Source organism: Olsenella sp. An270 (genome assembly GCF_002159735.1).
In the GTDB taxonomy this organism is placed as follows: Bacteria; Actinomycetota; Coriobacteriia; order Coriobacteriales; family Atopobiaceae; genus Thermophilibacter.
Genome location: NZ_NFJF01000005.1, coordinates 43,374 through 55,202, shown reverse-complemented (window position 1 = coordinate 55,202; position 11,829 = coordinate 43,374). Strand labels below are relative to the sequence as shown.

The 11,829-nt window shown below is 67.7% G+C and carries 11 protein-coding genes and 1 pseudogene; 5 read left to right on the top strand and 7 right to left on the bottom strand.

Annotation, left to right across the window (positions count from 1 at the left end; genetic code table 11):
- Window positions 1–2: 2 nt before the first annotated feature.
- The 4 genes and pseudogenes from fumC to B5F73_RS06565 all read left to right on the top strand — a co-directional run bounded on the left by fumC (window position 3) and on the right by B5F73_RS06565 (window position 4,698).
- On the top strand, window positions 3–1,406 hold the full coding sequence (gene fumC / locus B5F73_RS06580) for a class II fumarate hydratase (protein WP_239379823.1): 1,404 nt from the start codon (window positions 3–5) through the stop codon (window positions 1,404–1,406).
- A gap of 202 nt (window positions 1,407–1,608) precedes the next feature.
- Window positions 1,609–2,892 carry an O-acetylhomoserine aminocarboxypropyltransferase/cysteine synthase family protein gene (locus B5F73_RS06575; protein WP_087227460.1) on the top strand — a complete coding sequence of 428 codons (1,284 nt, stop codon included), beginning with the start codon at window positions 1,609–1,611 and terminating at the stop codon, window positions 2,890–2,892.
- Window positions 2,893–2,922: 30 nt separating this feature from the next.
- A pseudogene (locus tag B5F73_RS06570) lies at window positions 2,923–4,338 on the top strand (ammonium transporter).
- A gap of 21 nt (window positions 4,339–4,359) precedes the next feature.
- Window positions 4,360–4,698, top strand: coding sequence for a P-II family nitrogen regulator (locus tag B5F73_RS06565; RefSeq protein ID WP_087227459.1), 339 nt, complete (start codon window positions 4,360–4,362; stop codon window positions 4,696–4,698).
- A gap of 126 nt (window positions 4,699–4,824) precedes the next feature.
- Here the strand turns inward: B5F73_RS06565 and B5F73_RS06560 are convergent, their stop codons facing one another.
- The 3 genes from B5F73_RS06560 to B5F73_RS06550 form a co-directional block, all read right to left on the bottom strand.
- Window positions 4,825–5,250 (bottom strand): peptidylprolyl isomerase, encoded by a 426-nt coding sequence (locus B5F73_RS06560; protein ID WP_087227458.1) that lies wholly within the window; start codon window positions 5,248–5,250, stop codon window positions 4,825–4,827.
- Window positions 5,251–5,314: 64 nt separating this feature from the next.
- The gene (locus B5F73_RS06555) at window positions 5,315–6,340 is read right to left on the bottom strand and encodes a permease prefix domain 1-containing protein (RefSeq protein WP_087227457.1); all 1,026 of its coding nucleotides are present in this window, start codon (window positions 6,338–6,340) and stop codon (window positions 5,315–5,317) included.
- On the bottom strand, window positions 6,337–6,687 hold the full coding sequence (locus B5F73_RS06550) for a PadR family transcriptional regulator (RefSeq protein ID WP_087227456.1): 351 nt from the start codon (window positions 6,685–6,687) through the stop codon (window positions 6,337–6,339). Before B5F73_RS06550 ends, B5F73_RS06555 begins: the two co-directional genes overlap by 4 nt.
- Window positions 6,688–6,854: 167 nt before the next feature.
- Here B5F73_RS06550 and murI point away from each other — a divergent pair, with 167 nt between their 5' ends.
- Entirely contained in the window at window positions 6,855–7,634 is a 780-nt protein-coding gene (gene murI / locus B5F73_RS06545) for a glutamate racemase (protein ID WP_087227455.1), read from the top strand.
- Window positions 7,635–7,780: 146 nt separating this feature from the next.
- On the opposite strand, the gene B5F73_RS06540 is transcribed toward murI, so the two are convergent.
- From B5F73_RS06540 to B5F73_RS06525, 4 genes are read right to left on the bottom strand one after another with little or no spacing between them, the layout of a single operon-like run.
- A complete protein-coding gene (locus B5F73_RS06540; protein ID WP_204206280.1) occupies window positions 7,781–8,665 on the bottom strand; it encodes a DegV family protein in 885 nt (294 codons plus the stop codon).
- A 55-nt stretch (window positions 8,666–8,720) separates the two neighbouring features.
- Window positions 8,721–9,401, bottom strand: coding sequence for a PspA/IM30 family protein (locus B5F73_RS06535; RefSeq protein WP_087227453.1), 681 nt, complete (start codon window positions 9,399–9,401; stop codon window positions 8,721–8,723).
- Between the two features lie 12 nt (window positions 9,402–9,413).
- A complete protein-coding gene (locus B5F73_RS09450; protein ID WP_204206279.1) occupies window positions 9,414–10,523 on the bottom strand; it encodes a hypothetical protein in 1,110 nt (369 codons plus the stop codon).
- A 21-nt stretch (window positions 10,524–10,544) separates the two neighbouring features.
- Entirely contained in the window at window positions 10,545–11,819 is a 1,275-nt protein-coding gene (locus B5F73_RS06525; RefSeq protein ID WP_087227452.1) for an MFS transporter, read from the bottom strand.
- Window positions 11,820–11,829 lie beyond the last annotated feature (10 nt).

Here is an 11,829-nt window from a genome sequence, read left to right as displayed (position 1 = left end):
GCGTGGGCGAGCTGAGCGCGCGGGAGGGCTGGCGCGTCGAGCGTGACTCGATGGGCGAGATGTACGTGCCGGAGGGGGCCCTCTGGGGCGCCCAGACCGAGCGCAGCCACGAGAACTTCCCGATCGGCACCGAGCGTATGCCCGAGGAGATCGTGCGCGCGTTCGCCCTGGTGAAGAAGGCGGCCGCGCGCGCCAACTGCGGTCTTGGCCGCCTTGCTCCCGAGGCGTGCGACCTCATCTGCGCCGCCGCCGACGAGGTTCTTCTCGGCGCCCATGACGACGACTTCCCGCTTGTGGTGTGGCAGACGGGCTCGGGCACCCAGTCCAACATGAACATGAACGAGGTGCTGGCCAACCGCGGCAACCAGCTCGCGGCCGAGAAGGGCGTGGAGCTGGAGAAGCCGCTCCACCCCAATGACTCGGTCAACATGAGCCAGTCCTCCAACGACACCTTCCCCACGGCCATGCACGTGGCCGCGGCGCTCGCCGTGACGGGGCGCCTGCTCCCTGCGATCGACCAGCTCACGGCCACGCTCCGCCGCCTCGAGGAGGAGAACGAGGGCGTGGTCAAGAGCGGGCGCACCCACCTGCAGGACGCGGTGCCCATCTCGTTCTCCCAGGAGATCTCCGGCTGGCGCGGCCTGCTCGAGGGCTCGCGCGAGGAGCTTCTCGCCGCGATGCCGGGGCTCTATCGCCTGGCGCTCGGCGGCACGGCCGTGGGCACGGGCCTCAACGCGCCGGCGGGCTTCGACGAGGCCGTGGCCGCGGAGCTCGCCGAGCTCACCGGGGAGCCCTTCGAGACCGACCCCAACAAGTTCCGCGCGCTCACGGGCAAGGACGCGCTCGTGTTCTCCCACGGCGCCGTGAAGGGCCTCGCCGCCAACATGATGAAGATCGCCAACGACGTGCGCTGGCTCGCCTCGGGCCCGCGCCTCGGCCTCGGCGAGATCACGATCCCGGCCAACGAGCCGGGCAGCTCCATCATGCCGGGCAAGGTCAACCCCACCCAGTGCGAGGCCGTCACCATGGTGGCCGTGCAGGTCATGGGCAACGACGCCGCGATCGGGATGGCCGCCTCCCAGGGCAACTTCGAGCTCAACGTCTTCATGCCGGTGATCGCCTACAACTACCTGCAGTCCGTGCGGCTCCTCGCCGACGCGATCGTCTCGTTCGACGAGCGCTGCGCGAGCGGCATCCGCGCCAACCGAGAGAGGATGGACGAGAACCTCCACCGCTCGCTCATGCTGGTGACCTGCCTCAACCCCCACATCGGCTACGACAACGCCGCGCGCGTGGCCAAGAAGGCCTTTGCCGAGGGGACCTCCCTCAAGGAGGCCTGCGTGTCGCTGGGGCTTCTCACCCCGGAGCGCTTCGACGAGGTCTTCCACCCCGAGCGGATGGTGTAGCCGCCACGCCCTTCTCGCCGCGCCCCCGTCCGCCCTTCTCGCCGGAATAACACGCAGAATCACCTTAAATCTTATATATCCGCAGTTGGGTTTTTCGGAAAAGTCCGATTCTGCGTGTTAATCCTGAGGCATCGCGCCCGCCGCGCCGTCTGCCCACAGCACGTGCCGCGCTATCATGGAGCGAGCCTACGAAAGGAGCCCCATGAGCGAGCAGAGCATCGGCACCCGCTGCGTCCAGGCCGGCTACACGCCGGGCGACGGCGAGCCGCGCCAGATTCCCATCGTCCAGTCCACCACCTTCAAGTACGCCACCTCCGAGCACATGGGTCAGCTCTTTGACCTCGAGGCGGAGGGCTACTTCTACACGCGCCTGCAGAACCCCACCAACGATGCCGTCGCGGCCAAGATCGCCGCGCTCGAGGGCGGCGCCGCGGCCATGCTCACGAGCTCCGGCCAGGCGGCCAACTTCTTCGCGCTCTTCAACATCTGCGAGGCGGGCAGCCACGTCGTGGCGAGCTCGGCCATCTATGGCGGTACCTACAACCTGATCGCGCACACCATGGCCAAGATGGGCATCGAGTCCACGTTCGTCTCGCCCACCTGCACGCCCGAGGAGCTCGAGGCGGCCTTCCGCCCCAACACACGCGCCGTCTTTGGCGAGACGATCGCCAACCCCGCGCTCGACGTGCTGGACATCGAGCGCTTTGCGAGCGCAGCCCACGCGCACGGCGTGCCGCTGATCGTGGACAACACGTTCCCCACGCCCGTCTTCTGCCGCCCCATCGAGTGGGGCGCGGACATCGTGACCCACTCCACCACCAAGTACATGGACGGCCATGGCGTGGGCGTGGGCGGCGCGATCGTGGACTCCGGCAACTTTGACTGGATGGCGCACGCGGACAAGTTCCCCGGCCTCACGACCCCGGACGAGTCCTACCACGGCATCGTCTACGCCGAGAAGTTCGGTCAGGCCGGCGCCTTCATCACCAAGGCGACCTCCCAGCTCATGCGCGACCTCGGCTCCATCCAGAGCCCGCAGAACGCGTTCTACCTCAACATGGGCCTCGAGAGCCTGCACGTGCGCATGCCTCGTCACTTTGAGAACGGCCTCGCCGTGGCGGAGTACCTCGCGGGCTCCGACAAGGTGACCTCGGTGCGCTTCCCGCACCTGGCCGGCGACCCGTACCACGAGCTCGCCCAGAAGTACCTGCCCGAGGGCGGCTCCGGCGTCGTGTCCTTCGAGCTGGCCGGAGGCCGTGCGGCTGCCGAGAAGTTCATGGCGGCGCTGCGCCTCGCCGCGATCGAGACGCACGTGGCCGACGCACGCACCTGCTGCCTGCACCCGGCCTCCGCGACGCACCGCCAGATGAACGACGAGGAGCTGGTCGCGGCCGGCATCTCCCCGGCCATGGTGCGCTTCTCGTGTGGCCTGGAGGACAGTGCCGACCTCATCGCCGACATCGAGCAGGCCCTCGCCGCGATCTAGCGGGGCGGGTTTCTCGCGCGTTTCCGCCGCATGGCGGTGCGTTGCGAGGCCGCGTCAAAGGTTTCTATCTCGCCGCGCGGAGGTTACCTTCCGCGCGGCGAGTCGTTTCTCGGCGCTGAAAGGGAGCAGCATCGGTCGGGTCACGTCCGCGCGACCGAGGAGGCTCTCATGTATGACAGCGGATCGACGGCCTTCATGCTCGTCTGCACGATGCTCGTCCTGTTCATGACCCCGGGGCTCGCGTTCTTCTACGGCGGTCTCGCCCGCCGCAAGAACGTGGTCAACACCATGCTCATGTGCTTTGCCGCCATCGGCGTGGTGGGACTCGTCTGGGTCCTGGCCGGCTGGTCGTTCGCCTACGGCGGCGACGGCTCGCTCTCGTGGTTTGGAGGCTTTGACCAGCTGGGGCTCACCAATGTGGTCAACGGCATGCTGGCCGAGAAGGACGCGGTGCCGGAGGGCGTGGCCTATCCGAGCATACTTGACGTGACCTTCCAAATGGCCTTTGCCATGATCACCGCCGCGATCGTCACGGGTTCGGTGGCCGGCCGCATGCGCTTTGGCGCGGTCGTGGCGTTTCTCGCCGCGTGGGTGCTCGTGGTGTACGCGCCGCTCGCGCACATGGTGTAGGGCGGGGAGGGCTCGCTCATTGGCGACGTGATCGGCGCGCTCGACTTTGCCGGCGGTGACGTGGTCCACATAAGCTCGGGCGTCACGGGCCTGCTGCTCTGCCTGGCGCTTGGCGGCCGTCGCGGCTTTGGTCTCACGAGCTACCGTCCGCACAACGTGCCGTTCGTCGCCCTGGGCGCGGGCCTTCTGTGGTTCGGGTGGTTTGGGTTCAACGGCGGCTCCGAGTTCGCGGCCGACGGCACGGCTGCCCTGGCGATTCTCAACACGGTCGTCTCCAGCGCGGCGGGCCTGGTCTCCTGGCTGGTGGTCGAGCGCGTCGCCACGGGCAAGCCCTCGCTCGTGGGCGGCTGCACCGGGCTGGTTGCGGGGCTTGTGGTGGTGACGCCGGGCGCGGGTTTCGTGGAGCCGTGGGCGGCCGTGGTTATGGGGCTTCTCGTCTCTCCTGTCTGCTACCTTGCCATTTCGCACCTCAAGGCGCGCCTTGGCTATGACGACGCGCTCGACGCCTTTGGCTGCCACGGCGTGGGCGGCATCCTGGGCGGGCTGCTCACCGGCCTCTTCTGCGTGCCCGAGCTCTCGTGGACCGGACAGGGCGGGCTGCTCTACACCGGTGATCCGTCTCTCATGGTGAGCCAGGTCCTCGGCATTGTGGTGACCCTCGCCATAGTGGTTGTGCTCGACCTCGTTCTCATCGGGGCGCTGCGTCTCGTCTTCCGAGGCCAGCTGCGCGTGAGCGACCGCGACGAGGCGCTTGGCCTTGACGTCGCCGAGCACGGCGAGAGCGCCTACCCCGCCTTCACCGGTCTTGACGCCTGAACTCACGATAAGGAGCCAGTTATGAAGAAAGTGACCGCCATCATCCGTCCGGAGAAGCTCGAGGAGCTCAAGGACGAGCTCAACCAGCGCGGGCTTCACGGCATGACCGTCTACGAGGTCTTGGGCTGCGGGACCCAGCATGGCTGGAGCGAGTACTACCGTGGGCGTGAGGTCATGCTCAACATGATCCCCAAGGTCAAGGTCGAGCTTGTCGTCAACAACGCACAGGTGGACGCCCTTATCGACCTCATTTGCGAGGTCGCGCGCACCGGCGAGGTCGGCGACGGAAAGATCTTCGTCTACCCGGTGGAGGAGTGCGTGCGAATCCGCACCGGCGAGCGCGGCGTCAAAGCCGTCTGACCCTGGCGGCCCCTCCGCTTGGCCCCTCTTCGGGGCCCGGGTTCACGTCTTGGCTGCCCAAGAGGAAACTCGCAGGTGAGTGTCGCTCACCTGCGGGTTTTCGGTTCGTGACTGCGTGTGGCGCCGCTACTCGACCTCGAGGAGCTCGATGTTGAAGTTGAGCGCCTTGCCGGCCATCTCGTGGTTCATGTCAAAGGTGATGTTGCCGTCCTCGACGGCCGCGACCACGGCGGGGAAGGGCTGACCGGTGGGGGAGGAGAGCATCACGCGGTCGCCGGCGGAGAGCTCCTCGGCGCCGGGCATGGCGGAGACGGGCACGGTCTGGACGAGGCGCTCGTCGCGCTCGCCGTAGGCCTCGGCGGGCTCCAGACGCACGTCAACGACCTGGCCGACCTCCATCTCGCGCACGGCCTCGTCAAAGCCCTTGATCATCTGGCCGGCCATGCAGGTGAACGCAAGCGGCTCGCCGCGGTCGCGCGAGGAGTCGAACTTCGTTCCGTCGTCGAGCGTGCCCACGTAGTGGACCTTGACCTTCTTGCCCTCGTTGCTCATGTCTCTCCCGTCTCTGGGGTCCGTTGCACAGACCCCAGATTCTGACAGAAGCCCCGCGCGGACGCTAGCCGCGTTCCGCCCGCTCCCAGATTGGGTCACAATAGCGCTCGCTCAGGACCTGCTCGCGCAGGGCGTTCCAACCGTCGTCGGTCAGCAGGTCTGGTCCGAGTGCCGTCCCGAGGACCCCCTCGACCATGGAGCGGTCAAAGACGCGCAGGTCAACGTCATAGCTGCCGTCGTCCGGCTCCGTTTCGATCAGGCTCACCTGGTCGAGGCCGTCGATCGTGCTCATGAGCGCGACGACGTCATAGACGAGCGCGCGGTCAACGTGGTCGTCATCGTGCGCCAGGAGGTCGCGGTCCTGGTAGTTGTAGTAAATCTCGAGCGTTCCCGCCCCGGCGTCCGGCGTGACGGCGCTCACATACCCGCCGACCGGAAGCGACCGCACGATCTCCTCGACGCGCGAGGCGTCCCCGAGTCCGGTTCCCGCATAGACGGAAAGCTCGCTGGGGGAGTGGTCCTGGACCTCGGCCAGAAGCCCGGTTTCGCTCTGGGAGGGCGCCCCGTGACGGTTGCCCGTGCCGTCCTGCTGGTCCGTGCTCGTGGTGGAATCGGTGGGCTGCTCGAGCGTCACGACGAGAGAGTCCTCGGCGTTGGTGGAGACGTCGCGGGCGGCGTCCGCGCTCACGACGTTGAACACCGTCACCACGATCATTCCAGCAACCAGCACGCCCGCGACCACAACGGTGACGATCGCCCAGGTCGGCCAGTGCTTTTGCTGTGTGGTCGGCGCGGTCGCGGCTGCGGGCGCCGGGTCGGCCGCGGGCGCTGGCGGCTGCGCCGCGGGCGCGACGACCGTGGCGTCGACGGCCGGCTCGTCCTTCTCGCCCAGCATGTCCTCGACGCCCGTCACGGCCTCGCAGGTTCGGCGGTATGCCTCGTCCTCGCTCATGCCCTGGGCGACGTAGTCGTCGAAGCGCGCGGTGAGGTTGCCGTAGATCTCCTCCTTGAGCTCGATGGTCTCGGCGTCGAGCGTGCGACCCTCGAAGAGGTGCTCGACGTACATCCTGATGTCGCTCCTGCCGCTCATTTGCTGCCTCCGCTCTGCCTGAGAAGTCGGTCGATGATGGTCCTGGCGCGGACCCAGCGCGCGGTCGCCTCCTCGAGCTCGTCGCGACCGTCCTTGGTGATGTGGTAGTACTTGCGCCGGGCTCCCTGGGACTCGCTGCCCCAGTAGCTCTCCACGAGCCCCTGCCCCTCGAGGCGCTTGAGGCTCGTGTAGAGCGAGGGCTCCTTCATCTCGTACGCGCCCTGGCTCGTGCTCGCGACGTCCTTGAGGATCTCGTACCCGTAGGAGTCGCCGTTCGAGAGCGTGCTCAGCACGATGGCGTCGATGTTGCCCCTGATGAGCTCGCTCTCTGCGTCCCTCGTTGCCATGACACCTCCCTCTTCGTCCTGACTGAGAGCATCGTACCCAACATTACTATGTGTGTCGATATACCATCTGAGAAATATAATTATGAGTGACACTGTTTTGGGGGTGAGCGGCGCGTGGCGCGATGCGGTATCCTCTTTGCGAGGGGCGCGACCGAGGGAGGTGCGGCATGGGCAAGGAGCGCGACGGATTCGTGGGGGTCTTCGACTCCGGCGTCGGCGGCATCAGCGTGCTGCGCGCGCTCGTCGCCGAGCTCCCGCACGAGGACTTCCTCTTCTTCGGCGACTCCGCGAACGCCCCCTATGGCGAGAAGACCGAGGCCCAGGTACTCGACCTCTCGCGCGACATCGCCGAGCGCCTCATCGCGGAGGGCGCCAAGGCGATCGTGATTGCCTGCAACACCGCGACGTCCGTGGCGGCGTCGACGCTGCGCTCCGCCCATCCCGACGTTCCCATCGTGGGAATCGAGCCTGCGCTCAAGCCCGCCGCGCGCGCCCTGCCGCACGGCACGATACTCGTGATGGCGACCGAGGTGACGCTGCGTCTGGAGAAGTATCACGAGCTCGTGCGGACCTGGGGAGGGGAGTGCGAGGTCGTTCCCGTTCCCTGCCCGGGGCTCGCGGCGCGCATCGAGCTCGGGGACCTCGACGCCCCCGACCTGCGGGAGATGCTCGAGGGTTATGTGGGCTCGTACGCGGGCAAGGTCGACGGCGTGGTGCTCGGATGCACCCACTATCCCTTCGTCCGTCGGCACATCGCCGAGGTCCTGGGCGCCGACGTGCGCTTCTTCGACGGCGGTGCCGGCACCGCGCGCCAGCTCAGGGCACGTCTCGCCGACGCCGGTCTGCTCGCCGGTCGCGACCGCCCCGGGCGCGTCGAGTTTGCCTCGAGCCTGGACACGCCCGAGGAGCTGGCGCTCTACGAGAGGTTCTTCTCGCTCTCGTGCTAGCCGCTCATTGTCTGGGTACTTTTTTGCTGACCCTCAAAGTAGGGGCGACTGGACGCTCAAAAACGCACAGGTAGAAAAATGGCACCTCCCAAGTCGTACTTGAGAGGTGCCGAAAAAAGTACCCAGACAACGAACGGGGCGCTCTGCTATGCGCGCTTCTCGCCCCAGAAGAAGAGGGCGACGGTGCCCGGGCCGGTGTGGACGCCGATGGTTGCGCCGATGGGGAAGATCTCCACCTTGCCGTCGAGCTTGGGGAACTTCGCCTCGATGCGGTTGGCGACCTCGCGGGCGTCATCCTCGCACTCGGACTGGGAGATGAAGCACTTGCCGGAGTAGTCGAGGCCGCCCTCGGCGAGCTCCTCCATCTTCTCCACCACGCGGTTCACGGCCTTCGCCTTGGTGCGGATCTTCTCCTTGACGGCGAGCGAGCCATCGGGCTCCACGTCCATGACCGGGCAGATCTTGAGCATGCCGCCCACGAGGCCAGCGGCCTTGGAGATGCGCCCGCCGCGCACGAAGAACGTGAGGTCGGACGAGAAGAACCAGTGCTGGACCTCGCTCTTGTGCTCCTCGGCCCAGGCGGCGAGCTCGTCGATGCCCATGCCGGAGCCGCGCAGGTCGGCCATCCTGTCCATGAGCAGGCCGTAGCCGGAGGAGGCGGCCAGCGAGTCGATTACGACGACCTTGCGGTCGGGGTACTTCTCGGCGAGCTGGTCGCGTGCGGTGCAGGCGGAGTTGTAGGTCCCCGAGATGCCGGTGGAGAGCGTCACGTGCAGGACGTCCTTGCCGTCGGCCAGGAACTTCTCGAAGTGCTCCATGTAATCACCGGCGCTGATCTGCGAGGTCTTGGCCTCCGCGCCGGCGAGCATCTTGGCGTAGAGCTCGGCGGGGGCGTTCGTGGCGCCAAAGTCGTCCTTGCAGACCTCGCCGTTGAGGTAGTAGTTGAAGAAGATGTACTTGATGTTGCGGCTCTCGAGCCAGTCGTGCGTGAGGTCGGCCGTCGAGCAGCAGCTCAGAACGTAGTCGGGCATGGTACCTCCTTCGATTGTTGTGCGCCCGTCCAGCATAGCGCACTCCACGTTCGAGTTAGAGGCCCATCTCCGCCTTGAGGCGGGCCAGCTCGTCCTCGACAGCGGCGTCGTTCACAGCGCCGTCGTACTTGGCGGCCAGGGTCTCGGCGTCGTCGACGGGCTCGGTGTTGAGCTCGGCCATGGCGTCGGCGGTGTCGAGCGCGCGGTCGGCCTTCTCCTCCATGCGGTTGAACGCCTCGATGGCGCTCTCGGCCTTGTCGGCGCCGGAGGTGAAGCCGGCGACCTTCTCCTGCGTCTCGGCGACGGCCATCTTGGCCTTGATCGTCTCGCGGCGGCTCTTGAGGTCCTCGATGTCGCTCACGAGCTTGTCGTGCATCTGGCGCATCTTCTCGGCGTTGGCGTGCGCGGCGTCGGCCGCCTTGGCGAGCTCGGCGCCGGCGGTCGCGAGCTTCTGCTTCTTGCCGAGGAACACGCGGGCGTCGCCCTCGTTGCCGGCGGAGAGCGCCTTCTTGGCGAGCTCCTCCATGCGCGCGACCTCCTCGGCGTTGGCGTCGACGGCGCGCTTGGTGCGGGCCTCCTCTGCCATGACGCCGGCGGTCTCGCGCTTGACGTCGGCGAGCGACTCGGTGAGGTCGACGAGGTACTGGTCGACCATCTTGGCCGGGTCCTCCGCCTTGTCGAGCAGCTCGTTGATGTTGGCCTTCACGATCGTGGTGAAGCGGTCCAGAATCCCCATGTCAGTCCCTTTCTAGTCCTTGTCACCCGTGATGGGTCCATCGTCCTCGTACTTGTCTGCGAGGTCCTCCACGTCCTTGTCGCCAAACTTCTCGAGTGGCGTGTTGAGGATTTCCTCCATCCTCTCCTTCTCCTCGGCCTCCTTCGCCTTGCGCCGCTTCACGACGTAGGCGATGCCAAAGCCCGCCGCAACGACGACCGCGACGACGCCCGCGGCGACGAGGAACGTCTGGTCGCGCTCCTCGTCCTCGGCGGCGGCCATGATGCGCTCCGCCGTCTTAGAGAAGGCGTCCGAGAAGACCTCCTCGTCGGTGTCGGCGTTGTTGTAGGCGTAGTCCAGCTCGTCGGCAAGGATGCCCAGCGCCTCGGAGTCCATTATCGCCGAGGCGGCGGTGCCGACCGTATACCCGCAGTTGAACGTCCCGTCACCTGCGTCGCAGAAGACGAGCAGGAGGTGCCCCTCGTCGGAGAAGAGCTCGTCGTAGAGCGCGTCCGAGGTGCTCTGGAGCTCGCTGCCCGAGGTGGTCTGGCCGTTGGGGAGTATGTAGACGTAGGGCTGGACGCCGGTGCGCTCGTAGAACTCCTCGAGTCCGTCGAGGAGCCTGCCGGCGCTGTGGATCCAGTCGCCGTCGGCATCGGTGTAGTAGTCGGTCTTGGTGACGGCGCTTGCGGGGAGCTTCTCGCGCACGGTGTCGGAGTCGACCTGCTGCGAGTACGACGACTGGCCGTAGGAGCCGCCGTAGGAGCTGCCGTAGGAACCGCCGCCGCACAGGGAGAGGGACGTGGTGAGCACGGCGATGAGCAGCGCGGCCATGACGAGGCCGAGGATGCCGCCCGCGCAGCCCCCGCAGCCGCAGCCCCCGCCCGTGGAGACGGGCACGCCCATGGTGGGACGCGGGCGCGAGAAGCCCCCGAAGAACGGGACGCCCATGCCAAAGCGCGGTCGCGGCGACCCCCAGCCGCCCGCGGGCTGCGGGCCAAAGCCGCCGTTCACGGGGCCGCCGGATCGTCCGCCGGAACGGAACCCGCCGCCGGAGAAGCTGCCCGAGCGGCGCCCGCCGCCCGAGAAGCCGCCGACGCGGCCCCCTCCACCGGAACGTCCCCCTCCGCCAGACCTACCCATGTGGCGCCCTTCTCGCGAGGTTTACCTCTCTAGAGTATGACCGATTTGACGCTCCAGGGCTCGGCTCGCCTCCTCCTCGGCGACAAGCGCGGCGATCTCGCGCCGTCGGACGAGCGCGATGGCGGCGGGCATGAGGAGCACGAGCAGGCTGGCGAGGACGAGGGTGCCCTGCACGCCCAGGACCTCGGCGAGCGCGGGGGCGCACAGGAGCGGGGCCACGCCGGCGACGTTGTTGCCAAACCCGAGGACGGCGTTGACGCGACCGAGCGCAGCGAGCGGCGCGTGGGACTGGACGAGCGTGTTCAGCAGCGGCGTGAGCATGCCAAACGCCACGCCGAGAAGAACCTGCCCCACGGACGCCGCCACGACCCAGGAGGTGCCCACGTAGAGGAGGGCGAAGGCGCCCTCGGACGCGAGCACGAGCAGCAGGGTGCGGACGTTGACGCGGCGCGACGGGAGCCTCATGACGAGCATCGACCCCACGACGCCGCCCACGCCGGCCGCCGCCGAGAGCCACCCCATCCATTCGACGTCCACCTGCAGCACGTCGCGATAGTAGAGCGACTCGAGCGGGTCGAAGGCCCCGTAGCCGAGAAACGAGAAGAAGCAGCTCCAGAACAGGAGCGCGAGCGCGGGGGACCCAAAGACTGCGGCGAAACCCGCTCGCAGCGAGTCGTCCCCGGTGGACGCGGACTCCTTGCCCGCATGGGGGTCGCGCGCGGGACGAAAGCCCAACGCGGGCACGGCCGAGAGGAGCGCACAGACGCCGAGCAGCCAGAAGACCGCCTGCGGCGAGGCGACCGAGGAGACGAACCCGCCGAGGAGCGGCCCCACGATCACGGCGACGTTGGAGACGGTGTAGATGACCGAGTTCATGGTCTTGAGCTCGTCGGCGTCGTCCGTTAGGTAGGCGGGGAACGACTTTGCCACGAGGTCGCCCAGGCCCCAGGAGGCGCCGAGCAGCGCGGCGCCCGCGAGCACGCCGAGGACGCTCTGCGAGAGCAGCTGGTAGAGGACGGAGGTGAGGGTGAGCGCCGCCACCACAACGAAGAAGAAGCGCCGCGGGCCCACGCGGTCGAGCAGCGGCCCGCCGACGAAGGAGCCCAGGACGATGCAGCCGTTAAGCAGCACGATGCCGAGCGCGTTCTCGGTCACGCCGCCGCCGAAGGCGTAGGTGAGCGTGCCCACCACGCCGATGAAGTAGGCGCACTGCATGCCGAGGTAGACCAGCAGCCGCATGACGACGAGCCGCAGCGCGGCGGGGGAGAGCGACCTCAGGCTGGCGCGGAGGGACATGTCGGGCGCG

Bases quoted from the DNA above. Each gene is read 5' to 3' on its own strand.
- B5F73_RS06525 (WP_087227452.1), bottom strand. From the start codon at position 11,819: ATGTCCCTCCGCGCCAGCCTGAGGTCGCTCTCCCCCGCCGCGCTGCGG.
- B5F73_RS06535 (WP_087227453.1), bottom strand. From the start codon at position 9,401: ATGGGGATTCTGGACCGCTTCACCACGATCGTGAAGGCCAACATCAAC.
- B5F73_RS06550 (WP_087227456.1), bottom strand. From the start codon at position 6,687: ATGGCAACGAGGGACGCAGAGAGCGAGCTCATCAGGGGCAACATCGAC.
- B5F73_RS06565 (WP_087227459.1), top strand. From the start codon at position 4,360: ATGAAGAAAGTGACCGCCATCATCCGTCCGGAGAAGCTCGAGGAGCTC.
- B5F73_RS06540 (WP_204206280.1), bottom strand. From the start codon at position 8,665: ATGCCCGACTACGTTCTGAGCTGCTGCTCGACGGCCGACCTCACGCAC.
- B5F73_RS06560 (WP_087227458.1), bottom strand. From the start codon at position 5,250: ATGAGCAACGAGGGCAAGAAGGTCAAGGTCCACTACGTGGGCACGCTC.
- murI (WP_087227455.1), top strand. From the start codon at position 6,855: ATGGGCAAGGAGCGCGACGGATTCGTGGGGGTCTTCGACTCCGGCGTC.
- B5F73_RS09450 (WP_204206279.1), bottom strand. From the start codon at position 10,523: ATGGGTAGGTCTGGCGGAGGGGGACGTTCCGGTGGAGGGGGCCGCGTC.
- B5F73_RS06555 (WP_087227457.1), bottom strand. From the start codon at position 6,340: ATGAGCGGCAGGAGCGACATCAGGATGTACGTCGAGCACCTCTTCGAG.
- B5F73_RS06575 (WP_087227460.1), top strand. From the start codon at position 1,609: ATGAGCGAGCAGAGCATCGGCACCCGCTGCGTCCAGGCCGGCTACACG.